Origin of the sequence: Vibrio sp. SS-MA-C1-2, from assembly GCF_021513135.1 — a bacterium.
Classification (GTDB): domain Bacteria; phylum Pseudomonadota; class Gammaproteobacteria; order Enterobacterales; family Vibrionaceae.
The window spans coordinates 3,011,740-3,038,471 of sequence record NZ_CP090981.1 but is presented as its reverse complement, the minus strand read 5'-3'; the positions used below and the strand labels follow the sequence as shown (position 1 = coordinate 3,038,471).

Sequence of the window (26,732 nt, the reverse complement as noted above, 5' to 3'; positions counted from 1 at the left end):
TCAAGTAAGAAGGGGATAGGCTTTTTATGATGAAGGAACAGTCATGACTAAATGTTACTTTTTTATCCATGGTGCGTTACATGGTAGCTGGTGCTGGGATAGAGTCGTTAAATTGCTAAAGCTTCAAGATCCAGACTGTATTATACAAGCTATTACGCTAAAGGGACTTTCCGATAGACAAGAAGAAATGACACCAAACCTTTCCGTTAATGATCTTGTTTGTGATTTAGAGAAGCAGTTAGAACCATTGTTGATTCATGATGTGGTTTTAATTGCTCATAGTTACGGTGCTGTTATTGCCAATTGCTTAAATGAAAAATATGGGCAATCTATCAGACATCTTATTTTATTTGATGGCTTAGTTTGTGATATTGATAAAAAACCTATAGATATATGGAGTTTAGAACAGCAAACTCAAAGATTAAGTCATCAGGTTAAAATCAATAATATCCCTTGTTTTGATGTTGCACCAGCCGAAGTTTTTGGAATTAATGAGCTTGAAGATATTGTTTATGTGAATAACTTACAAACACCACAACCTATATCAACCTACACAACGAAGACCGCTTTAAAAAGATCATTAAAAAATCAAAACAATGTTGTTTATTTTGAATTGACAACACCTAAAACAGCAACAGCGACAACCAGTGTTGATTATATTCAATCTTATTTAAACTGGAATATTGAGTCAATTGACTCAGGACATGATGTGATGATTACCGATCCTAAATTAGTTATTGAATTAATCGCTAAAGTAATAGAGGAAAATAATTGCGTTTAAAGTAAGATATAAAAAATTTAAAATACAAACTATAAAGTTGTCATTAAATGAAAAAGCATGTCGAAGTTGTTGCTGGGATCTTACAATATCAAGATCGATTTTTAGCGGTTCAGAGAGCTGAATCCCCGCTCTCTTATGTCAGTCAAAAATGGGAGTTTCCCGGTGGAAAAGTTGAACAAGGTGAATCGTTAATTGAAGCACTAAAGCGAGAGTTACAAGAAGAGTTAACGATTACGATTGATCATGCCGACTTTTTATTAACCATTGAGCATCGTTATCCTGACTTTGATATCACCTTACACTGTTTTCTTTGTCAGTTAAACACGCCAGATATTGATCTGAATGTTCATATTGATCAGCGCTGGCTACAACGAGACCAATTATTTTCAGTCGATTGGGCTGAGGCTGATATCCCTGCGGTTGATAGGCTTCACTTCGTTATTGATAATAAAGTGGGAGGTTAAAATGAAACTAGAATCTATCCATCATGTGGCGGTAATCTGCTCTGACTATCAAAAATCTAAAGCATTTTATGTGGATATCTTAGGGCTGAAAATTATTGCTGAAACGTATCGAGAAGCACGGGGATCTTATAAATTGGATCTTGCATTGCCTAACGGGAATCAGATTGAATTATTCTCTTTTCCTAACCCTCCCGAGCGCGTGAATAACCCTGAAGCGAGAGGATTACGACATTTAGCATTCTCTGTCTCGTCTGTGGCAGCATTCGTTGAATATTTAACCTCGTTAGGGATAGAGGTTGAACCGATCCGTGTCGATCCTTTAACGGATAGAGCATATACCTTTTTTAAAGATCCTGATGGATTACCGTTAGAGCTATATCAAGTTTAATACCACACTTATTTTTTATACCTTAATCTAGTACATTAATCGCACGATATTCATCAAAAGCGTATTGATCGGTCATGCCGCTAATATAGTCTTGAATTAATCGCACTCGAAAATAGAATTCCCATATATCATCACTGTAATCGTGAGGTAAATAAGGGATCTTTGCTTGTTTCTCTTTTTCTGTCTTGTTTTGTTTTTCCATCTTTAATGTTTGAATCGCAATTTCATAAGCGCGTAAGTGTTTTTTCGGCAGCTTTTTATATAGCCTTCTTTCATAAAGCGGTGCTTTTTCAATTTCTGAGAATGTTTTACTATCCAGTAGCAATAGCGGTTTATATGCCTCCAATAATCCACTAATGATCCGATACCCCTGAAGCTCTCTTTTCTCTACTTCTGGATGGCAAAACGCATATTTTACCGCGATATTTTTGAGGGTTTGGACTAAAGCATGGTTATCTTGATAGTCTTCAATCAGAGCTCGGTTGAATGAACCATGGAAAACATCGTCGATATTGTCGATAAATTGCTTACATGCATGTGTAGGTAAGCGTTTGTTCATTTCAACCCTAAGATTGACAAAAAACTGACTATCGATGAAATTTTCCTCTTCATGCGTCTGTTTCATTGCATTATCGACGATCTTTTTCATCGTATCTCTATCTGATAATTGATATTGACCATCAAGAGCTTGAAACTCTTCATTAAGCGCATATTTTAATTGCTCAACGGTGAGAATGCCTTTTTCTACTGCATCTTCAATGTCAGCGATCCCATAAGAGATATCATCGGCGGCTTCCATAATATATGAGAAAGGAGAGCGGCAATGATCACTCATGGATAACACCTGTTTCATTGACTCTATGTAGCGGTGTTCACTGAGGTAATAGCCCTCTTTTTTCATTAAATAATTAAACACCGCAGGGGCTGATTGTTTGGTTTGATCGCCTCGACGCGTGTACTTAAAAATACCGGAAACTTGAGTATAAGTAAGGTTTAATTTTAGTAAGGTATGAACGAGACGAATAGCTTGAGCATTACCCTCAAAATGAGTGAGTTCTTGCACAATAGGCGCGGGAAGTTCAAATTTAGCTCTATTTTCGAGATCTTTAGTGAGAGAAATAAGGTTGCGAGTAAACCAATCATTAATCGCTTGTTCACCAAAATGGCCAAAAGGGGGATTGCCAATATCATGCATTAAGCAAGACATCTCAACAATCGATTCTATTTGGCGCTCTAAATCGATTAGGCGGTATGCCTGTAATTGCTGTTTTGATAACGACTTAAAGATTAACTGAGAAATATAACGACCGACTTGTTGAACCTCTAAAGAGTGGGTGAGTCGACTACGAACGGCGGCATTACGCTCTAATGGGAAGACTTGAGTTTTTTGCTGTAAACGTCGAATAGCCGCTGAGTTGAGGATACGACCACGATCACTTTCAAAGTTCTCTTGCTTTGCGATTGAGTCTAATTCATCAAAGGGCTTAGGTTTGGCGACTTTGCCATTATGATAAACCCTTTTCCCTCGTACTTTTTGATGAAAGTTAATCGTCATTGTTTGCACTGCCTCTCGTCTGATCGCGATAAGTGACTCGTCATTATTATCCGAGTCATTACTTTCAATATACTTGAGTGCGAGTATAAATCTATGCGCAATCCAGAGTTTTAACTGCTGATTCTAGTTTTTGAGGGGAGAGTGTAAGTATTGAGAGCAAAAGGTTATTCAATATTTATATTCTTATTCCCTTCTTTTTATCAATTCTTATTAATCTCCCCATCTCTTGTAATCCTTTTTAATCGTCGCATACTGGGTCTCTTATAAACAGTAAAAGCAAAATATTTCATTGCGTATCAACGAATTAGGAATGTGTTGATATTGATAATTTAGAATAAAAAGAGGGAATTTAATGAATAAGTTCTTGAGTTTTTTAGATAGAGCGATAGCGTGTTCTGCCGCAAGCCGCAAGCCGCAAGCCGCAAGCCGCAAGCCGCAAGCCGCAAGCCGCAAGCCGCAAGCCGCAAGCCGCAACAATAAAAAAAATTGTTTAAACAAATTATTATTAATACCTTATTACCCTAGAATACCCCACCTGATCCGTTATCCATTACATCTTATTATGCTAGTGCTGGCCGCAATGGTTTATTCACCCATGAGCGCTGCTGCTTTTTCTGAAGATGAGGTTGATCTGTTTTTTGGTAGTCAGAGTACAGGGCGACTCCCAGCCGAAATCGGTGACTTATTAACGGAGTTTGGTATTGTTGATCATGAAGGTAAGGCTGATCCTTCTGACGTTAGGTACATTCTGGAGATGAATCTGAACGACAAACATATTACTTATTTCCAAAATAGCAAAATCAATCTTATTGTGTTAGCTAAAAAATCTAACCCTAAAGCTCTAGCAACCTTGATGAAGGCTATCAAGACACACAGCACGGGGATATACCTTATTATCATTAGTGATGGGGCGTATAATAATCCTACCGGAGTCTATGAACAATTTTTTGAACATTTTGGTAATTTAATGCCTTATCAGTTATCGGCTTCTCCAGCTATGGGAGGAAATGATGGCGGCTATAGTATTACAAATAATTATGGAGGAAAACCAGATTCGACGAGTCCGTATGGTGCTTATTATTCAGGTAATAAATACATAGACTTAATTTTTGACCGATATAACGCTGTTCTTGGTGCTAATCAACAGAATGAATTTTTTCGTGCTGAGGACGGCGAAACATTGGCTGTGATGTATGGCTACAATGAAATGCGTTTTCCCGATACTGGAAAAATAACTCCAATCCAAGGGGCTTGTATTATCATTATGGATTATAACCCGCTTTCTGGGAATGATGGGAATCGGGTTGCCAATAAAGGGAAAGTCCGAAAAATGGTGGAGTTTGCTATAGAAGAGGGGGGCGCTTGCCATGCTGAAGTTAATTCTGTTCTTGCTAGACCTGACCCTCATCCAGACTCACCTCCTGAAGTCTCACGTTATTTTACTGTCAAATTGGACTCAACTTTTTCTGATAATCCACTTAATGGCGTATTAAACAATGATGAAACAAAAAAGTTTGATGGAGCACTTTATCTGACGGCAATGGGCAGTGATATCGCTGATGTGGGAAATAATATTCAGAGTACCGAGACAACACATGGGTGGCTACAAAAATCGGGTATTGGAGCGGCTACCACCTTTGAATACAAACCGAAAGCGAGTGCACCTGCTGGGGGAGAGGATACGTTCTTTTATCGTGTTTGTGCGGACACCTCACCACCGCGTATAGAAACCTATTGCTCCGTGAGTTCTGTGACGATCACTTTTGGCGCCCGCCCGCCACCACCACCGCCGCCTAATTTTGTTGTTGAAGGCTATCTGTTTAACGACAACAGCTCCACCGCCCCCCATAACGGTTTAAAAGAGGCTGGGGAAGAGGGGTTAGCCAACCGCGTTGTAATTCTAACGAATGTGGATAACGCCACTGAAACCTTAAGTGCCGTCACCGACTCCGAAGGCTATTTTTCTTATCCCTTACCTAACGAATGGAAAACCAAAAACATTACCTTAACGGTTGAACCTACCGCAGGCTGGCAAGCGATCAGTGAATCTATTAATGGAACGGCACTGACGGGAAGTTCAGCAAGCAATAGTGAGTTTGCTAATGCGCTTGCTGATAATAACGCCTTCCTTTTCGGTCAAATTAAAAAGCCCGTATTAACCCAGGATCATAAAAGAAGCATTGCTGCCAATGAAGGGACGCAATATTTTGCTCATCAACTTCAACTCTATTCACCTTCTACCCTTAAAATCTACCAAGATGATAATTGTAACGGGGAATTAGAGCTGGGCGACACTGAAATCACCGCCGATATCACAACGACTCAGCCAGAACAAACATTCTGTATCGTGACGGAAGTGCCCCCTCAATTTTCAGCCAGCGGCGTCGATGCTGATTTTTACTATTACCTTGATGTTGAAGTCAAGCCGCAAGACGTCGGAACAAGCCACGGGGTCGCTTTTGCTCTCAGTAATCAAGATATTTTGAGTTTAACGAATTTTGGCAAACTGACCCTAGAAAAGACCGTAAGAAACATGAGTGAAGTGGGCAGTGTAGAGAGTAAAAATAACACCGCAAAATCGGGGGATACCTTGGAATATAAACTCTACTTCTCTAATGAGTCAGAGCATCCCATTTCCAATGTGGTGCTCTTAGATTATGTGCCTGAATTTAGCCAGTTAGTGGGGGGAGTTTACCCGTCACACAAAATTGTGGTTTGTCAAAAACTATTGAATGCGAATTAAAACAACCACTCGGTGCAGAGAATGCTATTGGGTACCAAGGGAAAATTCGTTGGGTACTCCCTGAGCCGCTAAATCCAACGGACCGTGGTGTCGTAAGTTTTCAAATCAAAGTCGATGATTAGAGGGAATAAAAATGAATCAGTTAATATATAAAATAGTTCGTGATAGTTTGGTTATTTGTCCCCTTATTTTAGGGGTTATCGCGTTCCCTTCATTAAGTGATGAGGAGAAACGGGGTGAAGGTTGGACGCGAGAAAATACATTAATAGTCAAAGGGTTCGTCTTTAATGATAACAGCGAGCAAGGGCGAGGAAATGGCATTTTAGATAACGGCGAGCAAGGGTTAGCACAACGTTGGGTATTGGTGTCGTACGATAATACCTACAGCACCGTTGAGACCAATGAACAGGGGGCTTTCTCGGAGTCTATTCCACTAGAGGCTAAAAATAAAAAAATTAAGATCTCACTCAGTCCCGTCAATGATGAGCAAAAGTACCGTTGGTGGAACATCAGTAAATCGTTCAACGGACGACCAATGGCAAGTTGATCGGTAAAGTGGATGATGTGTTCTATTTCGGGCTGGTGGAAGTGAAGTGATTGAAGATCCGATACATCTATATCTAAAATAATGGAAGTTGCTAGTCGGCGGCAAGCGAGTAAGGCCTCATGAGTATAGATGTTCTATATGATTGGGGCGAATGAGCGACGCCAACCACCTAGCGACTTCAAGTATGGAGAGTATAGCCGTAAAAAGATACGAGGTGATGCCTTTATACCTTAAACATTGTGCTTTACATCATGAGCTTGAATATGTGGTATTTACTCTTATTCGTTGAAGAAAACATGATAGAATCTAGAACTCTTTTGTTATCATTTTAATGTCACGTAATAATACTTCATAAGGTAAAGCATGATTTTAGAAAATAAATTGAATATTACAGATCAAATCATACTTTCTAAAACAGAAGAGAGAATAAGTAAGCAGAAAGCTAAAGAACTGTTTGATTCAGGTGAAATTAATCAAGTGAACATTGGAACTTTTGCAGGGTTAAGCTTTATTCATGGTTATCTATTTGATGAGATTTATCACTTTGCTGGAAAAATGAGAGATGTAAATATTGCTAAAGGTAATTTTCGATTTGCCCCATTAATGTATTTAGAACAGTCTCTAAAGTTCATTGATAAAATGCCACAAAGTAATTTTGATGAAATTATCGAAAAATACATTGAAATGAACATAGCTCATCCATTTAGAGAAGGTAACGGACGTTCAACGCGTATCTGGTTAGATTTAATTTTAAAGAATGAGATTAAGCAAGTCATTGATTGGAATGCCGTAGATAAAGATGATTACCTTTCTGCAATGGAGCGGAGCCTAGTCAAAGACATTGAGATTAAGTATCTATTAAAACAAGCATTAACTTCGGATATCAACAGCCGTGCGCTCTTTATGAAAGGTATTGATGTTAGCTATTACTACGAAGGCTACAGCGAATTTAAGACCGAAGAATTGTAAAAGTGACAGCTTCAGAGGCGTGTTTAATTCAAAAAACACCTCATTATTCATTTATTTCGAACCACTCTTTAGCGACATTCAATAAAGCGTGCTGATTTGATTTCTTTATCTGTTAATCTTGACGTAGTTCTAGCCATAATAGGTACACCAAATTGAGACAGTAAAACCAGTGTACCTTGTGATGTACCTATAAATAAAAAAAAGCTATTGGATGCAGATAGACGTCAATAGACGCTAAATTATTGATTTTTTGTTGTTCGGATACAAAAAAAGACGCCCTAGGACGTCTTTTTTTGCTTATTTGGTGGAGCTGGCGGGAGTTGAACCCGCGTCCAAAATCACTCTAACCAATGGCGCTACATGCTTAGTCTACCTTTAATCTCGTAAGTACACTGCGAGCAGACACGCTATGTAAATACATACCAGAATTCTATTTCGCGGTTCAGCTCTCTAGTCAAAGCTTCCCTCGCTATCTTGTTTGGGTTTGAACTTCTATGATTCCCCGTCTTACAAGCGGAAGCTAGGGTAGAAGTGCTCTAGGAGGTTATTAAGCTGCTAGTGCGTAGTTTTCGTCGTTTGCGACTATTTTTTTGCGGCTTTTTACGAGGCCAACCGCCCCTCGACATGCTCCACAAGCCTTTATGATCCTGTCGAATCCTAAATCAGCCCCAGAGAAGGCAAATAGTAACAGATAGCTATTTGCCGTCAACTCTTTATCAACGAACAGAGTATTAATTTGTGTTGAATGGTTAAATTAACAGCAAATTAGAGACTATCGATTACTCTGCTTCATGATTCTTGCTTTATCACGTTGCCAATCTTTTGCTTTTAGATCGCTGCGTTTATCGTGCAGTTTCTTACCTTTAGCAACACCAAGCTTAAGTTTAACCCAAGAACCTTTCCAATAGAGTGCTAATGCAACTAATGTAAAGCCGTCTCGGTTTACTTTGCCGACTAAATTGTCGAGCTCTTTACGCTTAAGTAATAACTTACGATAACGCATCGGATCGGCAACAACATGGGTCGATGCCATATGTAGTGGTGTAATCGTAGAAGCCAATAGGTAGGCTTCGCCATCTTTCAAGAATACATAACTCTCAGTGATATTGGCTTTACCAGCTCTTAAGGCTTTGATTTCCCAGCCTTGTAGTTCCAGTCCTGCTTCAACCTCTGTTTCGATTGTATATTCATGACGGGCCTTTTTATTTAAAGCAATCGTGTTGCTACCCGATTTGTTCTTTGATTTTTTCTTAGCCATAGTCATTATATTATAAGCAAGTAATGGACGACATTACATGACTTTATTCTCTTTTAGTCAATAAGATTGATTTTAACCCAATTTTGGCATCAGATGTTACAAGATGGTATGATGGGGAGGATATTTTTAGAGGACCCTTTATGCCACAGATTCGCCGTTCAGCTTTGGTACCATTTAGTGCCCAACAGATGTTTGACTTAGTTAATGATGTTAATGCTTACCCGCAATTTTTGCCGGGATGTGTTGGCAGCCAAATCATTGACGAAAAAGATGATTTAATGACCGCGTCGGTTGATGTATCAAAGGCTGGGATCAGTAAAACCTTTACGACTCGCAATCAATTAGTGACTGGCGAGCGAATCGACATGCAACTGATCGATGGCCCTTTTAAAAAGCTAATGGGTGGCTGGCATTTTACTGAGTTAGACAGTGATGCCTGTAAAATTGAGTTGAAACTCGACTTTGAATTTAAAAATATGTTTGTTGAAATGGCATTTGGCAAAGTATTTAGCGAATTGACAAATAATATGGTCAATGCATTTACCTCAAGAGCCAAAGAGGTTTATGTCGATGCCACAGTCTGATGACAGTCTGATCCGTGTTGAGGTAGTTTATCCTTTACCTCATCAACAAAAGATCTTTCAGCTAATGGTGACACAAACCAGTTCAATAGAAGAGATCATTCGCAAATCAGGGGTGCTTGAGAGTTACCCTGAAATTGATCTTTCTAAAAACAAGTTGGGTATTTATAGCCGCAGCGTGAAATTATCAGGCTCTGTTCGTGATGGTGACCGAATTGAAATTTATCGTCCATTGATTGCGGATCCTAAAGAGATCCGTCGTCGTCGTATTGAGCAGAGTAAAGAGAAGAAGTAATTTAATCTAGGGAGTTAGGATGAAGAAGATAGAAGCGATCATTAAGCCGTTTAAATTAGATGATGTACGTGAAGCATTGGCTGATGTTGGTATTGCAGGGATGACAGTAACAGAAGTAAAAGGCTTTGGTCGTCAAAAAGGTCACACTGAACTGTATCGCGGTGCTGAATATATGGTCGATTTTTTACCAAAAGTGAAATTAGAAATCATTGTTGCTGATGAAGTGGCTGACCAATGTGTTGATACAATTATTGAGACAGCACAAACAGGAAAAATCGGCGACGGTAAAATCTTTGTTTATGAAGTTGAACGTGTGGTTCGAATTCGTACCGGCGAAGAAGATGAAGAAGCAATTTAATGATTAAAGCCTTTTTAATTACTAAATGTGTTGAAGTTGTTAGCCCTAAAGTAATGAATAATAACACTACCTCTATCGATGCATATTCGGTAGACTAATGACAAGTTTAACCTTTTTACTGTAACGTAATCGTTTGCATGGAGAGGTTTCTCTGTAAAATAATACAATAGAAACACCACCTCTTTTAACGTTAAGATTATTTTGAATCAGGAGATACAGATGCTAAAGCGTGATATGAATATCGCAGATTATGATGCGGAATTATTTGCAGCTATTCAAGAAGAAACGGCTCGTCAAGAAGAACATATTGAATTAATTGCGTCTGAAAATTATACCAGCCCTCGCGTCATGGAAGCACAAGGGTCTCAGCTAACCAATAAGTATGCTGAAGGTTATCCAGGGAAGCGTTACTACGGTGGTTGTGAGTATGTTGATAAAGCGGAAACATTAGCAATTAATCGTGCTTGTGAGTTGTTTGGTGCGGAATATGCCAATGTACAGCCACATTCAGGATCTCAAGCTAACTCAGCCGTTTATATGGCACTGCTTAATGCCGGTGATACCGTTCTAGGCATGAGTTTGGCACATGGTGGTCACTTAACTCATGGTTCTCCTGTAAATTTCTCTGGTAAGCTTTATAACATTATTCCTTATGGTATCGATGAAGCGGGTCAGATTGACTACGAAGAAATGGAAGAGTTAGCCGTTAAACATAAGCCAAAAATGATCATTGGTGGCTTCTCTGCTTACTCTCAAATTGTTGATTGGGCAAGAATGCGTGAAATCGCAGACAAAGTTGGCGCTTATTTCTTTGTTGATATGGCACACGTTGCGGGTCTTATTGCTGCTGGCGTCTACCCAACACCGGTTCCTCATGCCCATGTTGTGACAACAACAACCCATAAAACATTAGCAGGCCCTCGTGGTGGTTTAATCCTATCGAATGCGGGCGAAGCGCTATATAAAAAGCTAAACTCAGCGGTTTTCCCTGGTGGACAAGGTGGTCCACTAATGCATGTCATCGCAGCAAAAGCGGTCGCATTTAAAGAAGCGATGGAGCCTGAGTTTGCAAGCTATCAGCAACGTGTCGTGGATAATGCACAAGCGATGGTTTCTGTCTTCCTCGAACGCGGTTATAAGATCGTCTCTGGCAGTACTGAAAACCACCTATTCCTTGTTGATCTGATAGATAAAGATCTTAATGGTAAAGAAGCGGATGCAGCACTCGGTTCGGCAAACATTACCGTCAATAAGAATAGCGTACCTAATGATCCATTAAGCCCATTTGTAACATCTGGGATTCGTGTGGGTACACCCGCTATTACTCGCCGTGGCTTTACTCAAGATAATGCAAAAGAACTTGCTGGTTGGATGTGTGATGTATTAGACAACCATCAAGATATGGCGGTTATCGAAGCGACCAAACAGAAAGTCCTTGAGATCTGTGGGCGTCTTCCTGTTTACGCATAATCAATAAAAAAATCGACAACCTATACCTAAAATAATTGGAGTTGTTAGTCGGCGGCAAGTCAGTGAGGCCCCGTGAGTATATACTCAAAGTAATTGGAGTTGCTAGTAGGCGGCAAGTGAATGAGACCCCATGAGTATAGATGTACTATATGATTGGGGCGAATGAGTGACGCCAACAACCTAGCAACTTCAAGTATGAAGAGTATAGATGTACTATATGATTGGGGCGAATGAGCGATGCCAACAACCTAGCGACTTCAAGTATGAAGGGGATATACCCAAAGTAATAAGGGTATATTGATGTGATGTTGATTCTCTCTAGGGTGTTTAAAGGCGTGTCATTTATCTTTAAATACCCTTGTTAATTTCTGTTGTTCAGGATTTTTACTTTTTACTTTTTATTTTTAATCATTTTTACTTTTATTTTTTCATAAAGAATTCGTACCATTTTTATTTAAGGAACTCATATGCACTGTCCTTTCTGTGCTGCAAATGATACCAAAGTTATCGATTCGCGATTAGTGGCTGATGGCCATCAAGTTCGTCGTCGTCGACAATGTTTAGCATGTAGTGAGCGTTTTACAACCTTTGAAAGTGCCGAGCTGGTTATGCCACGTCTAATTAAAACAACAGGTAACCGTGAACCTTTTAATGAAGATAAACTTCGTGGTGGAATACAACGCGCCTTAGAAAAAAGACCGGTAAGTGTTGAAGTGATAGAGAGCACGATTAACCATATTAAGTCTCAATTAAGAGCAACAGGAGAGCGTGAAGTTCCTTCTGATATGGTGGGTAATTTAGTGATGGATGCATTAAAAGAGCTGGATAAAATTGCTTATATCCGTTTTGCATCAGTATATAAAAGTTTTGAAGATCTTCGTGAATTTGGCGAAGAGATCGCAAGATTAGAAAATTAATTGGATTATAATCAATTGAGTGATAATTGATTGATTGTATTGTTATTAATTGATTTTATTCACTTGTTCTCTTTAATTAATAGGTAGTTTTATGTTTTCACCGTTAGATCATCAACATATGGCGCGTGCATTGCAATTAGCAAAACGAGGCGAATTTACTACGGCGCCAAACCCGAATGTGGGGTGTGTGATTGCTCATGGAAATCAGATTGTTGGTGAAGGTGCGCATTTAAAATCGGGTGAACCTCATGCCGAAGTTCACGCACTGGCGATGGCAAAAGAGCAAGCAAAAGGCGCGACGGCTTATGTTACCCTTGAGCCATGTTCTCATTATGGTCGAACACCGCCTTGTGCCAACGCATTAATTAAAGCAGGCGTGAGTCGAGTCGTCGCAGCGATGGTTGATCCAAACCCTAAAGTGGCTGGGCGTGGCTTATCAATGCTCGAAGAGGCTGGAGTTACTGTTGAGTCTGGTTTAATGCAAGCGCAAGCTGAAGCATTAAATGTTGGTTTTATTAAAAGGATGAAAACCGATCGTCCCTTTGTACAGTTAAAAATGGCGGCTTCGCTCGATGGACAGACGGCCCTTGAAAATGGCGAGAGTCAATGGATAACTGGCAGTGCTGCTCGCGCTGATGTTCAACGTTTTAGAGCGAAATCAGCCGCGATTCTTTCAGCTAGTGGAACGGTTCTTGCTGATAATCCTAGTTTGAATGTTCGTTGGTCACAGTTGCCGGAATCGGTAAAAGTAAACTATTCTGAAGAAGAGTTAAGAATACCCACTCGAGTGATCATTGATAGCCAAAATCGTGTGACCAGTGATTACCAATTATTAAGTTTGGCAGGCAAGACTATTTTAGTTGGCACTCAAGCGAGAGATGATATTGAGTCGTTGGGTGATTCGAGCCTTAAAAATGTGACACAATTAGTGGTCGCAGAAAAAGATGGCAGAGTTGATCTTGTCAGTTTAATGGATCAGCTTGGCGAGTTAGGTATTAATAACCTTTGGATTGAAGCGGGTGCAGAATTGAGTGGGGCATTATTTGATGCCCAATTAGTCGATCAGGTCATTCTCTATATTGCGCCTAAATTGATGGGTTCAACAGGGCGTGGTGTGTTAGATTTAGCGGCAATGCACTCAATGACAGAGGTTCCTGAGCTAAAAATAGATGATCTACGCCAAATTGGTGATGACATCCGAATTATTGCGACGCCTCAAGGCAATGAACATTAATTTAGTAAATAATAACGTATTTTATACCGAAGTCAGAAAGGTATAACAAGTAAAAGCAGGTTGACTTTAAATGTTTACAGGTATCATTGAAGCTGTTGGTAATATCACAGCAATTACACCCAAAGGGCAGGATATTGCGATTACTGTCAATAGCGGTACATTAGATTTAGACGATGTGAAGTTAGGGGATAGTATTGCCACGAACGGTGTTTGTTTAACCGTGGTTCAGTTAACCGGAAATGGCTATGTTGCCGACCTTTCTCTGGAGACGATGAACCGTACTGCCTTCGCAACCTATAAAACAGGTCAACGAGTGAACTTAGAGAAGGCGATGTTGCCGACAACACGCATGGGTGGACATATGGTGTCAGGTCATGTTGATGCTGTTGCTACGATTGTTAGTCGTCATTCATTAGGGCGTGCAATTGAGTTCTGGCTACAAGTCCCTTCCTCCCTAGCTAAATATATTGCAGAGAAAGGTTCAATAACGATTGATGGAATTAGCTTAACGGTTAATGATGTTGATGGTGATAAATTTAAGATTACGATTGTCCCTCATACTGCGCAAGAGACAACGATTGAGCAGTTCAATGTTGGAACGAAAATTAATTTAGAAGTTGATGTGATTGCTCGTTATTTAGAGCGCCTAATTCTTGGTGATAAAGCCGCAGAATCATCATCAACCAAAAGCGAAGTAACCATGGAGTTATTAGCTAAATCAGGTTTTTTAAAGTAGTTAAAGTTGGCTTTAAATTTATATTAATGAAAAATTAAGGATTCCAGATCATGGCAATTAGTAGTGCAAAAGAAATTATTGATGATATCCGCCTAGGTAAAATGGTTATCTTGATGGATGATGAAGATCGCGAGAATGAAGGCGATCTTATTATTGCCGCTGAAAAAGTGACACCTGAAGTGATTAACTTTATGGCGACACATGGTCGAGGATTGATCTGTTTAACATTATCAAAAGCGCGTTGTTTACATATGGGATTAAACCCGATGGTTGACGATAACACCGCTCAGTACAGTACGGCCTTTACGGTTTCAATTGAAGCTGCCGAAGGCGTAACGACGGGGATCTCAGCTGGCGATCGTGCAGTGACAGTTCAAGCGGCTGTGGCTAAAAATGCCGTTGCTTCTGATCTTGTTCAACCTGGACATATTTTCCCATTAATGGCTCAAGATGGTGGCGTTTTAACGCGCGCAGGCCACACTGAAGCCGGTTGCGATCTTGCTCGTTTAGCCGGCTTTGAACCAGCAAGTGTGATTGTCGAAATCTTAAAAGAAGATGGCACCATGGCGCGTCGTCCTGATTTAGAGATCTTTGCTGAACAGCATGATATTAAACTAGGCACGATTGCAGACTTAATTGAATACCGTAATAACAACGAAACGACCATAGAGCGTGTTGCAAGTTTTAAAATGCCAACCGACTTTGGCGAATTTGATGTTGTAACCTATCGTGACACTATTGATAACAAGATCCATCACGCCCTAACTAAAGGTAAAATTGACGCTGATCAGCCAACGTTAGTTCGTGTTCATCTGCAAGATGACTTTGCTGATCTATTTCACTCAGACCGTTCAACAACACGTAACTGGCCACTAGAAAAAGCGATGGAAAAGATCGCGAAAGAAAATGGTGTGTTAGTTGTGCTCGGTAATCATGATACGACGGACAGCATTATCCACAAAGTGAAGAACTTTGAACTGGAAGATGGCGGCACTAAGACTGCTGGAACTAAATGGCAAGGAACCTCTCGTCGAGTTGGTGCTGGTTCTCAAATTCTTGCTGATTTAGGGGTTGCAAAAATGCGTCTACTCTCATCTTCGGACAAACGTTACCATGCATTATCGGGTTTTGGTTTGGATGTGGTTGAATACATAACACAATAAAAGTTTATTTTAGTGTAATAATAGAAGTAGGGTGAATTTATGTTGTTAATATTTCAGCCTATTTTATAATGATGTCGAATGGTCACCGCTATCTTTAAGTCAGTTTTATTGAAGTAAAACTCATAGTGACTATTCTAACTATTAATAAGTGTGATAGAATCCGCCGGTTTCTCTCACCAGAATGATTTTACAGGAAGAGCCATGAAAATTATCGAAGGCGGTATCGCTGCTCCAAACGCAAAAATTGCAATTGTTATTTCTCGCTTTAACAGCTTCATTAATGACAGTTTACTTGCTGGCGCGGTAGATACTCTAGAGCGTCTAGGCCAAGTTAAGAGCGATAATATTACTGTTGTTCGCTGCCCAGGTGCAGTTGAGCTGCCAATTACTGCACAACGCGTTGCACGTAGCGGTAAATTTGATGCTATCGTTGCATTAGGTTCAGTTATCCGTGGCGGTACTCCTCATTTTGAATTTGTTGCTGGTGAGTGTAATAAAGGTCTAGCACAAGTGAGCCTGGAATTTGATGTTCCTATTTCATTCGGTGTGTTAACGACTGATACTATAGAACAAGCTATCGAGCGCGCGGGTACCAAGGCTGGTAATAAGGGAGCTGAGGCAGCTCTAAGCACGCTTGAAATGGTTAATGTTTTATCCCAAATTGAATCCTAATGGGGGTTAGTGTGAAACCAGCCGCACGTCGTAATGCACGTCACTTTGCGCTACAAGCAATCTATTCTTGGCAGATCACCCAAGATAATGTTGCTAGTATCGAACAACAATTTCTTTCTGGCGGACACGATTTTGAAGAAGAAGAGCATCGCTCAGAAGCGCCAAAATTAAGTCAACCAGATACTGATGTTGAGTATTTCCGTAACTTGTTAACGGGTGTAGTGATGAGCTACCAAGAGTTAGATAGCAAGATGCGTCCATACCTGTCTCGTCCTTTACAGGATCTTGATCAGATGGAATTAGCTCTACTACGTTTAGCTATGTATGAAATGACTAAACGTGAAGATGTGCCTTTTAAAGTTGTTATTAACGAAGCAATTGAACTAGCTAAAGCATTCGGTGCTGAAGATAGCCACAAGTTCGTTAATGGTGTTCTTGATAAAGCGGCACCATCACTTCGTAAAGCAAGAGCGAAGTAATTGTGAAGTTTTAAGAAAAGGTCAGCTTATTTGCTGGCCTTTTTTATGCCTGTTTTTTGGCTTAATTCTCCAATAGTTAAGAAGAGAATAAGCGACTTATCAATGATATTTGTAAAGAGAATATAACCGGTTATGAGTTGTAATGAGTTTGATCTTATTGCTCGCTACTTTGAGCAGCAGAATGTCAATCGTAACGATGTGATTGTCGGTATTGGTGATGATTGTGCGCTATTAGAAGTGCCAGAAGGGTGCCAGATTGCGATCAGTACCGATACGTTAGCGGCTGGAACACACTTTCTTGCTGATGCCGATCCTAAATTAGTGGCTCATAAAGCATTGGCTGCTAATCTTAGTGATCTTGCGGCAATGGGGGCTGACCCCGCATGGGTTTCATTGGCGCTAACAATGCCTGAAGCCGATGAAACTTGGCTGACTGGATTTTGTGAAGGCTTCTTTTCATTAGCTGAATATTTTAACTTACAGTTAATTGGCGGGGATACAACAAAAGGCCCTCTGAGTATTACGATCACCGTTCAAGGTTTTGTTCCTCGAGGTAAATCGTTACGTCGTAGTGGTGCTAAAATTGGTGATTGGATCTATGTAACAGGGGAGTTGGGTGATAGTGCGGCAGGTTTAGCGCTTATTTTAACGCCGCCAGATAAGCTAAACTCAATAGAAAAGCAGTTAGTGGAGCGTCACTATTTGGCCGATCCTCGTATTGTGACCGGGATTACATTGCGCGAATTTGCTAGCTCTGCCATTGATATTTCAGATGGTTTAATTTCTGATTTGGGACATATTCTCAAACAATCTAATGTTGCTGCGATCATAAATGTCGATAATTTACCTCTCTCTCCGGAATTAATTGCATCTCATGATGATCTAAGTCAGGCTCAAAAAATTGCCCTTACCAGTGGTGAAGAATATGAGCTATGCTTTACTGTCCCTAACCATAAAAGAGAGCAGTTGACTGTTGAGATGCAGAGAAATGGGATTAATGCGACCTGTGTTGGACAGATAAAACCAGGTATTGGATTACAATTATTAAATAATGAACAGAAAGTGGATTGGTCGTCGCTTTCTGGTTATGACCATTTTAAATCATAGGATAAATTACATATGTCAGATCCAAGAGATAAGATCCAGCTATCTAATATGACGCATTTTCTCGCGACAGGATTCGGTAGTGGATTATCACCCATTATACCGGGCACGATGGGGACACTGGCTGGGATCCCTCTTTATCTTCTTATTGCTCAACTATCTTGGCCACTTTATTGGTTAGTGATTATTGTTGCTTCAATTATTGGTTGTAAACTTTGTCAAAAAACTTCAGATGATATGGGCGTCCATGATCACGGTTCAATTGTTTGGGATGAATTTGTTGGTTTATGGATAACGTTAAGTATTGTGCCTATGATGGGGATTTCTCCTTTTGATTGGCAATGGTTACTTGCGGGCTTTGTATTATTCCGTTTCTTTGACATGCTAAAACCTTGGCCAATTAGCTACTTTGATAAAAATGTCCATGGCGGTTTTGGTATCATGATTGATGATATTGTGGCGGGTTTTATTGCTTTACCTTGTCTATGGGCATTTGGCACTTGGATGGGTTGGTAATATTTAATACCTTGCTAATCACGCAATAAAAAGCCGCTAATTTAGCGGCTTTTTTGATGGCGATTCGACTCTTCAAGTAAGAAAGGGTTAAAACGAGATTTAATCTAGATTCTATTTCTCGATATAAGCTCGGATCTGTTCTTCAATTCCTTCAGCATCAAGTTTAAGGTCATGCCACAGTTCTTGTTGTGTTCCTTGAGAGATGAATCGATCTGGAAGCCCTAAGTTAAGGACCGGTTTGGCGATCTTCTCGGCCATGAGGAACTCATTAACGGCTGAACCTGCACCACCTTTGATAGTATTCTCTTCAAGGGTCACGATAATATCATGCTCAGCTGCGATTTTTTTAGTCAGATCTTCATCAATAGGTTTTACAAAACGCATATCAACGACTGTTGCATTGAGCGATTCTGCAGCGATGAGTGCTTCTGAGAGGAAAGTACCAAAGTTTAGAATAGCGACTTTCTCTTTATTGTCAGCTTTTTCATTTTGTTGTTGATATTGACGACGAATCACACCTTTACCAATTTCAATGGCAGTCATCTCTTCAATAACTTCAGCACCAGAACCTGTACCACGCGGATAACGGACGGCACTTGGTCCTTGATGCTGGTGGCCCGTATAAAGCATCTGACGACACTCATTCTCATCACTAGGTGCCATAATCACCATGTTAGGAATACAGCGCATAAAGCTAAGATCAAAAGCACCTTGGTGTGTTTGACCATCAGCACCGACTAAACCTGCACGATCGATAGCAAACATCACCGGCAGATCCATAATCGCAATATCATGGATCAGTTGGTCATAACCGCGTTGTAAGAAGGTTGAGTAGATTGCAACAATCGGATGATTGCCACCAATTGCTAAACCTGTTGCCAACGTCACGGCATGTTGTTCTGCAATTGCAACGTCGATATATTGCTCTGGGAATTTTTTAGAGAACTCCACCATGCCTGAACCTTCACGCATTGCAGGAGTAATCGCCACTAATTTAGGATCGATAGCGGCCATATCACAGAGCCAATTGCCAAATATTTTAGAGTATGATGGCTTGCCACCGCTACTTTTTGGTAGTGAATTTTCAGCTGGATCAAATTTAGGTACACCGTGATAACCGATGGGATCATTCTCAGCGGGAGCGTAGCCTTTACCTTTTTTCGTCATAATATGAAGGAATTGAGGGCCTTTCAGATTACGCATATTCTTAAGGGTTTTCACTAGCTCGTTAACATCGTGACCATCTATAGGGCCAATATAGTTAAAACCTAGCTCTTCAAATAAAGTCCCAGGGACAACCATCCCTTTGATGTGCTCTTCTGCTCGTCTCACTAATTCTTTAATCGGCGGTGCACCGGCTAATACTTTTTTTCCACCTTCTCGAATAGAGGTGTACAAGCTACCCGATAGGATTTTTGCTAAATGATTATTCAGAGCACCGACGTTTTCTGAAATCGACATTTCGTTATCATTTAGAACAACGAGCATATCGGAATGAACCGCACCTGCGTGATTCATCGCTTCAAAAGCCATACCTGCAGTGATCGCACCATCACCAATCACACTGACCACTTTACGATTTTTCTGTTCTTTTTCCGCGGCAATAGCTAAACCTAAGCCTGCACTGATGGATGTCGATGAGTGCCCAACTGAAAGCACATCATATTCACTCTCTTCACGCCAAGGAAATGGATGCAGTCCGCCTTTTTGACGAATCGTCGGTAACTGCTCACGACGACCGGTTAGGATCTTATGAGGATAAGCTTGGTGCCCGACATCCCAAATTAGCTGATCAAAAGGGGTGTTATAAACGTAATGAAGAGCAACAGTAAGTTCAATCGTCCCCAAGCCTGAGGCAAGGTGACCACTCGACTGACTCACCGAGTTTAAAAGGTAACGACGAAGCTCATCACAAAGAGTTGGCAGGCTCTCTTTAGGTAATGAACGGAGCTCTTCAGGAATGCTGGCAAGAGCTAAAGTTGGGTATTTTGATATATCTAAACTCATAAAATAACAGCACTTTTGTTTGAATTAATTATTGCGCTCGATGATATATCGGGCGAATGCTTCTAATTGTGTTGTATCATAAGGAATGGCTTTAAGCGCTTCCAACGCGTCTTGCAACAGCAGTTGAGCTTTCTCTTTTGCCCCTTCTAAACCGAGGAGTGAAGGGTAAGTACTTTTATGAAGTTCAAGATCTGAACCGCTAGGTTTTCCTAATGTACTGGTGTCACTGGTTATATCAAGTATATCGTCTTGAACTTGAAATGCTAAACCAATAGCTGAAGAAAATTGATTTAATGGCTCTAAAATAGCCACACCACGCTGACCTGCAGCTAATGCGCCTAATGTTATTGCACAACTTATTAGGGCTCCGGTTTTATGCTGGTGGATCTTTTGTAGATGCTGAAGTGATACTTGTTGATTTTCAGCTTCAAGATCATAAGCTTGTCCAACACACATTCCCGCCGCACCCGATGCTCGAGCTAGAGCTTGAATCATCGCAATACGTTGACTTTCAGCTTCTTTTGATAATTGACCACTTGCAAGTACTTCAAAAGCGAGTGTTTGTAGTGCATCGCCAGCTAAAATAGCAATAGCTTCATCAAAAACGATATGACAAGTTGGTTGTCCGCGGCGTAGTTCATCATCATCCATTGCTGGGAGGTCATCATGAATTAATGAGTAAGCATGAATAAACTCTATGGCGGCTGCTGGGGTATCGAGATCGTCTTCTGATACACTAAGCATCTGTCCGATAGTATAGACCAAAAAAGGTCTAATTCGTTTACCGCCTAATAAAGCACCATGACGCATCGCTTCTAATAAACGAGAGTCCTCACAACTTGGTTGAGTTAACCAGTTTGCTAAGGATTGATTGCTTCTATCTTGGCAGTGCTGCATTAACACAGCGAATGATTGATTACTCATCATTCGTATCAAATGGTGTTAAAGCTGCATTTTCATCTTGCTGAAGTAATATTTCAACACGTTGTTCTGCTTGAGATAATTTTTGTTGACTATGGCGAGCAAGAGTAATGCCACGTTCAAACTTTTTCAGTGCGTCTTCTAATGCTAGCTCACCAAGTTCTAGTTCACTAACTATCGAATCTAACTCTGTCGTTGAGGCTTCAAACGACATATTTTCAACTTTTTTATTGGCCATAGTTACATTTTTCTATTGGAATGCTTAAGAGAAAGTTAACGCACCATAGTCTGGTGGTCAAATATAGTTATCTTTTTTGTGTGATAAATTATATTTCTAATGGAATCATCTAATTTTAGCATGATGAACAAGGAAATATTGATGGAAGTTGCCTTATTGATAACTTTTTTTATTATAACATTTCAGCATCTAGTTGCCATGATGTATAATCCGCGCCCTACTTTATAGTGATGTTTGACTTTTGATAAAGCAAATGGTGATACTTTCCCCTCTGGTTGGACGATGAGCTATAATTGAGATCTCTAATGACTATTGATTAGCTGCAGTGCTCAATAGTCTCTATTTTTTGTTATTTATATTGTGAAGGCTGTTATGAAATTTATTGTTAAAATTCATCCAGAAGTGATCGTAAAGAGTCAATCTGTGCGTAAACGTTTTACTAAGATCCTGGATAGTAATTTACGTAACATATTGAAACGAAGAATAGAGAAGGTGGCTGTTTTTAATCGCTGGGATCATATTGAGATCCAATGTAACGATGATGAAAAGCGAGATGTTGTCCTTGAAGTTCTTACCAATACTCCGGGTGTGAATCATGTATTAGAAGTGACGCAAAGTGACTTTATTGATCTCCATGATATTTACCTACAAACAGAAGCGGTAGTGAAAAGTCAGATCGAAGGAAAGAGCTTTTGTGTTCGTGTGAAGCGTCGCGGTAAGCATGATTTTACTTCAATTGATGCTGAGCGTTATATTGGTGGTGGTCTTAACCAATCTGTTGAATCGGCACGTGTTCAATTAAAACGTCCAGATATTACCGTCAATCTTGATATCGATAATGAAAAACTCAACCTTGTACTTAACCGTTTTGCAGGGTTAGGTGGTTTCCCTATGGGGACGCAAGAAGATGTATTGAGCTTAATCTCTGGGGGTTATGATTCAGGGGTTTCTAGCTATCTTCATATTAAACGTGGCAGTAAAGTTCATTACTGTTTCTTTAACCTTGGTGGTGCAGTGCATGAAACTGGCGTTAAAGAGGTGGCAAGTTTCTTATGGCATAAATACGGTTCTTCAGCAAAAGTAAAATTCATCAGCATTGATTTTGAACCGGTTGTCGCAGAAATTTTAGAAAAAGTGGATGATGCTCAAATGGGTGTTATTCTTAAACGTATGTTTGTCCGAGCGGCCAGTGATGTAGCCGATCGTTTTGGTATTCAAGCATTAGTGACGGGTGAAGCATTAGGTCAAGTATCTAGCCAAACCTTAACCAACTTAAAAATGATCGATCAAGCGACAGATGCATTGATTCTGCGCCCTCTTGTGACATGGGATAAACAAGATATCGTTGATCTTTCTCGTGTTATTGGTACTGAAGAGTTTGCTAAAGTCATGCCTGAGTTCTGCGGTGTGATCTCTAAAAAGCCAACCATTAAAGCAGAGAGAGCCAAGCTTGAACGCGAAGAAGAGAACTTTGATTTCTCAATCTTAACTAGCGTAGTGGAGAATGCACGTATTATGGATATTCGTGACATTGCAAAAGAGAGTCAAGAACAAGCGCCTGATGTTGAGCTTGTTGAAGAGATTGATAGCAACAGTGTTGTGCTTGATATTCGTAGTGCAGAAGAAGAAGAGCAGAGTCCTTTAGAGCTGGATGATATTGAAGTGATTCATCTTCCATTCTTCAAGTTAGCAACCAAATTTGGTGACTTAGATCAGTCTAAAAACTACTTATTGTATTGTGATCGTGGTGTGATGAGTCGTCTCCAGGCACTGTATTTGAAAGACCAAGGCTTCAATAATATTAAGGTTTACCGTCCTTAATTTATCAATTTCTTGGTGGGGCAGAAATGATTTTAAATCATTGAATAGTAAGGCCGGTTTAGTGAATTTAAACCGGTCTTTTTATTTGGAAATTTGTTCAGTAATTTTGAATAAAGTGAAAAATGATTAGCTATTCATTTTGTTGCTCTGCTTCCAAATTTTCTTTTGGTTTTCGATACTTTGAGCTGAAAAAACAATACTTGGCAGTAAAACCATTGGCGCGGCAGTATCTGTTGCATGTTGTTTACTGGTCAATTGACTAACAATCTCTAGCGCAAACTCTTGTGCCGTCCCCGGCCCTTGGCTAGTGATCAAATTATGAATCGTATCGACCATGACACGCTTAGTTTTTAAGTAGTACTCAGGAATATGACTGGCAAAGTCAGGATGACAGGTCATAAAGGCTTGAGGGTAGATATTATGATGAGCCAATACTAAAGCAGGGGACGCACAGATAGCCGCAACCCAACGCTGGTCGCAGATCTGTTGTTTTATTATCTCAATCACCAATGGGCTATCACGGAAGCACTTTGCGCCTTCAGCTCCACCCGGTAAGACAATACACTCAAACTCATCATCTGCAACTTTGGCAATGGTGGTATCAGCTACCAAGGTTACACCTCGTGAACAGAGGATATCTAAACGACCATCAAATGCAGTACTTGCGGTCGTGACATTAAACCCCGCTCGAACTAAAGTGTCGATAGTAATGACCGCTTCCATCTCTTCAATACCGGGCGCCAATAGAACCAGAATATCCTTACTCTCAATTTCCATTAAAAGATCTTGTGCTGCACCAGAATGATTATTCGACATAATTGAACCCTATCTTATGATTGTCATTATCTCAACGATTATACTATGGAAATCATTATCGGCAATATTAGTTAACAGGGGAGAGCATTGACACTTAAATAATGGTTAAAAATTGTTAAAAAGAGCTAAGTAAGAAAAGAGGTTTTTGAGGCGATACTTAATAAAAAAGAGCCAACATCAAGGTCAGCTCTTTATCGAAATAATTTTAATAAGTTCTATTTAGCTTAGAACTTATAAGTCACACTGAAGTAATGAGACCAACCACTACTTGCGAAATCCGTGGTATCAGGGATTAAGTAAACATCTTTATACCCTTTTAAGCCATAACCAGCAGCATAGTGCTCTGAATGCCAATAAAGTCCAAAGAAGGCACCACCGCCATTGTCTGCTTGTTTCGTACCTTTAAAAGAGTCATCAGAGAATTGCCAATCGACATAACCTTGGAAGGATAGGAAACTATCGTTGTTGAAAGTATAAAAAGGCTTAAACCAGTTAGTTGAAATTTGAGCACCATTCCATGCCTTAGCATTCATATCATAAACCGCATACAGATTTAAGCCCATCTTTCCTAACCAAGGTACCATGATATCGGAACCTAAACCGACTTTATAACCGTTAGTGTCAGTGCCACCGTAGGTTACCTCTTCATATGAACCATCACTTTTCTCTTTATAGCCATCATAAGAAGCGCCACCACCACCAATTTCAAAAAGGGTAGCAATATAAAGCTCTTGAACTGGGCCAAAAGAGAGATCTTTGCCTGTCATTGCATCAAGTGAAAAACGAGGGTTCAACTTTAAATACATTTTATTCTGGCCATCTTTATCAGAATGACTGTTTTCAGTGATGTTGAAGATATCAAGGTAACCATACAGATCAACAATGCCAGAGCGGCCACCAAACTCTAACTCAAGGTAGTTATGCCCATTATCTGAATTAGGTGAAGTTTTATCTTGCGGTTTTTCATCTAATGCATACATGAGGTTAAATTGACCCCATTTATAATCGTTTTTATGGATATCGTCTGAGTAGTCTGCAGCTTGAACACTAAATGTAGATAAAGCAGCCAGAGAGCTTAAAGCTAAAAGAGTTTTGCGCATATTGTTACCTATTGAGTCAAAGTTAGGTGAATAGCAACAATCGGATAGCTGCTATTTTCCATTGCTACTTTCACTGTAGATAAAAAAAATGAACCTTTTTTTAATTTATCAATCACTATGAATTTAGTGTGATTGTGATCACACTTTTTAGGCCGGTATTTATGATTTATTTATTCATCACTCTCATTTGTCTTTTCTGCTTATTGCTCTTTTTTTGCTTATTGCTCTTTTTTATCTTGGCTTAATTGATTGAAGTGGTCTTTCATTGAAATTAATAGCACTAAACTAGGAATAACCATTAATGCGGTAATAATAAAGAACAATGACCAACTATTTAGCCACTCGACAAAGACACCACTCAGTGAGCCTAGTGTTGTACGACCAAAGTTGCCTAATGAAGCAAGCAGAGCATATTGAGTGGCTGAGAAAGCTCGCCCCGTTAAATAAGTTAAGAATGAAACAAAAGCAACACTAGCAAATGCGCTGGTAAAGTTATCAACTAAAATAGTTGCTAAGAATAGATGTTCATTAGGGCCGACGGTTGCTATCCATGCAAACATTAAGTTGGAAGCAGCCATTGCGATCCCACCAATGAGCAGCCCTTTGACAATACCAAAGCGAACATTAATCGCACTACCAATTAAGGTAAAGACAATCGTTGCAACCCAACCAACCAATTTAGAGTATTCTCCTATTTGTTGGTTACTGAATCCAATTTCTTTATAAAAGACAATCGACATGCGTCCAAGGAAGGCTTCGCCAATTTTAAATAGAAAGACGAACAGTAATAAAGAGATTGCTATTCGAACCCCATTACGGCGGAAAAAGTCGATAAAAGGTTCAAAAACAGTGACTGAAATCCAGCTAATAAGGCGAATCCAAGCTGTTGGCTTACCATCACTTAACAGTTTTGCATGACGTAATTCAGCCTCACTTTGCAGCTTTTCTCTAAATGTTACGGGTTCTCGAACGCAAAGAGTAAAAATAATTAGCAAGACAACAAAGCCCGCCATTCCATAGTAAACACTATTCCAACCAACAGAATCGGCGTTGGTAAAAGCAAAATAACCCGGCAGAGAGTAGCCTGTCCACCATCCCATGACGGCCATGGCAGAAGCTTGAGGCATTTTATGTTTTTCATCTTCCCTAAAACTATCAATACGGAAAGCATCAATGGCGATATCTTGAGTTGCTGAGCTGGTGGCAATCACCAATGCTAAAGCGGAAGTGATGGCAATATTATGTGCAGGGTCAGTACCAGCTATCGCTAGCGTCGCGATTAACATCACAATTTGAGTGAGGAATATCCAACTACGTCGTTGCCCTAACCACAGATTTAAGACTGGAAGTTTGACACGATCGATCAGAGGTGCCCAAAGAAAGTTGATAGCATAAACGGCAAAAACCGAGCCAAAAAAACCGATAGCAGCACGAGTTAATCCCGCATCTTTTAACCAACCTGACATATTAGAGCCGATTAAAACCCAAGGAAAACCACTGGCACACCCTAACATAAATACCCAAAGTAGACGTTTATCTAGGTAACTTTGGAGTGTTTCTCTCCATGAAAGTTGATTCGCCATGTGGTGTCCTTGTTGT

Annotated in this window: 27 protein-coding genes and 1 other RNA gene; 19 read left to right on the top strand and 9 right to left on the bottom strand. The window is 40.0% G+C overall.

Annotated elements, in window-relative coordinates; genetic code table 11:
* Window positions 1-43 precede the first annotated feature (43 nt).
* The 3 genes from L0B53_RS18170 to L0B53_RS18160 are packed head-to-tail and all read left to right on the top strand — an operon-like array spanning window position 44 to window position 1,633.
* Window positions 44-781 (top strand): alpha/beta fold hydrolase, encoded by a 738-nt coding sequence (locus L0B53_RS18170; protein ID WP_235060964.1) that lies wholly within the window; start codon window positions 44-46, stop codon window positions 779-781.
* A 47-nt stretch (window positions 782-828) separates the two neighbouring features.
* Window positions 829-1,245, top strand: coding sequence for a (deoxy)nucleoside triphosphate pyrophosphohydrolase (locus tag L0B53_RS18165; RefSeq protein WP_235060963.1), 417 nt, complete (start codon window positions 829-831; stop codon window positions 1,243-1,245).
* A gap of 1 nt (window position 1,246) precedes the next feature.
* On the top strand, window positions 1,247-1,633 hold the full coding sequence (locus L0B53_RS18160; protein ID WP_235060962.1) for a VOC family protein: 387 nt from the start codon (window positions 1,247-1,249) through the stop codon (window positions 1,631-1,633).
* Window positions 1,634-1,655: 22 nt separating this feature from the next.
* Here the strand turns inward: L0B53_RS18160 and dgt are convergent, their stop codons facing one another.
* A complete protein-coding gene (dgt, locus tag L0B53_RS18155) occupies window positions 1,656-3,188 on the bottom strand; it encodes a dGTPase (RefSeq protein WP_235060961.1) in 1,533 nt (510 codons plus the stop codon).
* A gap of 595 nt (window positions 3,189-3,783) precedes the next feature.
* On the opposite strand from dgt, the gene L0B53_RS18150 reads away from it, so the two are divergent.
* From L0B53_RS18150 to fic, 3 genes are all read left to right on the top strand, one after another.
* Complete coding sequence (locus L0B53_RS18150; RefSeq protein ID WP_235060960.1) at window positions 3,784-5,931, top strand: hypothetical protein; 2,148 nt, start codon at window positions 3,784-3,786, stop codon at window positions 5,929-5,931.
* 133 nt (window positions 5,932-6,064) lie between these two features.
* Window positions 6,065-6,478: a hypothetical protein gene (locus L0B53_RS18145; RefSeq protein WP_235060959.1), complete on the top strand. Its 414-nt coding sequence runs from the start codon at window positions 6,065-6,067 to the stop codon at window positions 6,476-6,478.
* A 363-nt stretch (window positions 6,479-6,841) separates the two neighbouring features.
* Window positions 6,842-7,447 (top strand): protein adenylyltransferase Fic, encoded by a 606-nt coding sequence (gene fic, locus L0B53_RS18140; protein WP_235060958.1) that lies wholly within the window; start codon window positions 6,842-6,844, stop codon window positions 7,445-7,447.
* 302 nt (window positions 7,448-7,749) lie between these two features.
* Here the strand turns inward: fic and ssrA are convergent.
* Both ssrA and smpB read right to left on the bottom strand, forming a co-directional pair.
* Window positions 7,750-8,117, bottom strand: a transfer-messenger RNA (tmRNA) gene (ssrA, locus tag L0B53_RS18135).
* Between the two features lie 102 nt (window positions 8,118-8,219).
* On the bottom strand, window positions 8,220-8,705 hold the full coding sequence (gene smpB / locus L0B53_RS18130) for an SsrA-binding protein SmpB (RefSeq protein ID WP_235060957.1): 486 nt from the start codon (window positions 8,703-8,705) through the stop codon (window positions 8,220-8,222).
* A 140-nt stretch (window positions 8,706-8,845) separates the two neighbouring features.
* Between smpB and L0B53_RS18125 the strand changes: the two genes are divergently transcribed.
* The 12 genes from L0B53_RS18125 (at window position 8,846) to pgpA (ending at window position 18,230) form a co-directional block, all read left to right on the top strand.
* Window positions 8,846-9,289, top strand: coding sequence for an SRPBCC family protein (locus tag L0B53_RS18125; protein WP_235060956.1), 444 nt, complete (start codon window positions 8,846-8,848; stop codon window positions 9,287-9,289).
* On the top strand, window positions 9,276-9,581 hold the full coding sequence (locus tag L0B53_RS18120) for an RnfH family protein (protein WP_409202818.1): 306 nt from the start codon (window positions 9,276-9,278) through the stop codon (window positions 9,579-9,581). Before L0B53_RS18125 ends, L0B53_RS18120 begins: the two co-directional genes overlap by 14 nt.
* A gap of 19 nt (window positions 9,582-9,600) precedes the next feature.
* Entirely contained in the window at window positions 9,601-9,939 is a 339-nt protein-coding gene (gene glnB / locus L0B53_RS18115) for a nitrogen regulatory protein P-II (RefSeq protein ID WP_235060954.1), read from the top strand.
* A 219-nt stretch (window positions 9,940-10,158) separates the two neighbouring features.
* Complete coding sequence (gene glyA, locus L0B53_RS18110) at window positions 10,159-11,409, top strand: serine hydroxymethyltransferase (RefSeq protein ID WP_235060953.1); 1,251 nt, start codon at window positions 10,159-10,161, stop codon at window positions 11,407-11,409.
* 467 nt (window positions 11,410-11,876) lie between these two features.
* Complete coding sequence (gene nrdR / locus L0B53_RS18105) at window positions 11,877-12,326, top strand: transcriptional regulator NrdR (protein WP_235060952.1); 450 nt, start codon at window positions 11,877-11,879, stop codon at window positions 12,324-12,326.
* Between the two features lie 91 nt (window positions 12,327-12,417).
* A complete protein-coding gene (gene ribD / locus L0B53_RS18100) occupies window positions 12,418-13,560 on the top strand; it encodes a bifunctional diaminohydroxyphosphoribosylaminopyrimidine deaminase/5-amino-6-(5-phosphoribosylamino)uracil reductase RibD (RefSeq protein ID WP_235060951.1) in 1,143 nt (380 codons plus the stop codon).
* Window positions 13,561-13,630: 70 nt separating this feature from the next.
* Window positions 13,631-14,296, top strand: a complete 666-nt coding sequence (locus L0B53_RS18095) for a riboflavin synthase (RefSeq protein ID WP_235060950.1) — start codon at window positions 13,631-13,633, stop codon at window positions 14,294-14,296.
* A gap of 50 nt (window positions 14,297-14,346) precedes the next feature.
* Complete coding sequence (ribBA, locus tag L0B53_RS18090; RefSeq protein ID WP_235060949.1) at window positions 14,347-15,459, top strand: bifunctional 3,4-dihydroxy-2-butanone-4-phosphate synthase/GTP cyclohydrolase II; 1,113 nt, start codon at window positions 14,347-14,349, stop codon at window positions 15,457-15,459.
* Between the two features lie 201 nt (window positions 15,460-15,660).
* Window positions 15,661-16,131, top strand: coding sequence for a 6,7-dimethyl-8-ribityllumazine synthase (gene ribE / locus L0B53_RS18085; protein ID WP_235060948.1), 471 nt, complete (start codon window positions 15,661-15,663; stop codon window positions 16,129-16,131).
* On the top strand, window positions 16,131-16,610 hold the full coding sequence (nusB, locus tag L0B53_RS18080) for a transcription antitermination factor NusB (RefSeq protein WP_235060947.1): 480 nt from the start codon (window positions 16,131-16,133) through the stop codon (window positions 16,608-16,610). Before ribE ends, nusB begins: the two co-directional genes overlap by 1 nt.
* A 132-nt stretch (window positions 16,611-16,742) precedes the next feature.
* Window positions 16,743-17,717: a thiamine-phosphate kinase gene (gene thiL / locus L0B53_RS18075; RefSeq protein WP_235060946.1), complete on the top strand. Its 975-nt coding sequence runs from the start codon at window positions 16,743-16,745 to the stop codon at window positions 17,715-17,717.
* Between the two features lie 12 nt (window positions 17,718-17,729).
* Window positions 17,730-18,230 (top strand): phosphatidylglycerophosphatase A, encoded by a 501-nt coding sequence (gene pgpA, locus L0B53_RS18070; RefSeq protein WP_235060945.1) that lies wholly within the window; start codon window positions 17,730-17,732, stop codon window positions 18,228-18,230.
* Between the two features lie 111 nt (window positions 18,231-18,341).
* Here pgpA and dxs read toward each other — a convergent pair whose 3' ends face one another.
* From dxs to xseB, 3 genes are read right to left on the bottom strand one after another with little or no spacing between them, the layout of a single operon-like run.
* Entirely contained in the window at window positions 18,342-20,237 is a 1,896-nt protein-coding gene (dxs, locus tag L0B53_RS18065) for a 1-deoxy-D-xylulose-5-phosphate synthase (RefSeq protein WP_235060944.1), read from the bottom strand.
* A gap of 24 nt (window positions 20,238-20,261) precedes the next feature.
* Window positions 20,262-21,161, bottom strand: coding sequence for a (2E,6E)-farnesyl diphosphate synthase (gene ispA / locus L0B53_RS18060; RefSeq protein ID WP_235062300.1), 900 nt, complete (start codon window positions 21,159-21,161; stop codon window positions 20,262-20,264).
* The gene (gene xseB, locus L0B53_RS18055) at window positions 21,154-21,396 is read right to left on the bottom strand and encodes an exodeoxyribonuclease VII small subunit (RefSeq protein WP_235060943.1); all 243 of its coding nucleotides are present in this window, start codon (window positions 21,394-21,396) and stop codon (window positions 21,154-21,156) included. The genes ispA and xseB overlap by 8 nt, the downstream gene beginning before the upstream one ends.
* Before the next feature lie 372 nt (window positions 21,397-21,768).
* On the opposite strand from xseB, the gene thiI reads away from it, so the two are divergent.
* The gene (thiI, locus tag L0B53_RS18050) at window positions 21,769-23,217 is read left to right on the top strand and encodes a tRNA uracil 4-sulfurtransferase ThiI (protein ID WP_235060942.1); all 1,449 of its coding nucleotides are present in this window, start codon (window positions 21,769-21,771) and stop codon (window positions 23,215-23,217) included.
* Between the two features lie 126 nt (window positions 23,218-23,343).
* Here thiI and L0B53_RS18045 read toward each other — a convergent pair whose 3' ends face one another.
* The 3 genes from L0B53_RS18045 to L0B53_RS18035 all read right to left on the bottom strand — a co-directional run bounded on the left by L0B53_RS18045 (window position 23,344) and on the right by L0B53_RS18035 (window position 26,716).
* The gene (locus L0B53_RS18045; RefSeq protein ID WP_235060941.1) at window positions 23,344-24,033 is read right to left on the bottom strand and encodes a DJ-1 family glyoxalase III; all 690 of its coding nucleotides are present in this window, start codon (window positions 24,031-24,033) and stop codon (window positions 23,344-23,346) included.
* Between the two features lie 224 nt (window positions 24,034-24,257).
* On the bottom strand, window positions 24,258-25,133 hold the full coding sequence (locus L0B53_RS18040) for an outer membrane protein OmpK (RefSeq protein WP_235060940.1): 876 nt from the start codon (window positions 25,131-25,133) through the stop codon (window positions 24,258-24,260).
* Between the two features lie 218 nt (window positions 25,134-25,351).
* On the bottom strand, window positions 25,352-26,716 hold the full coding sequence (locus tag L0B53_RS18035) for an AmpG family muropeptide MFS transporter (RefSeq protein WP_235060939.1): 1,365 nt from the start codon (window positions 26,714-26,716) through the stop codon (window positions 25,352-25,354).
* Between the last annotated feature and the right edge of the window lie 16 nt (window positions 26,717-26,732).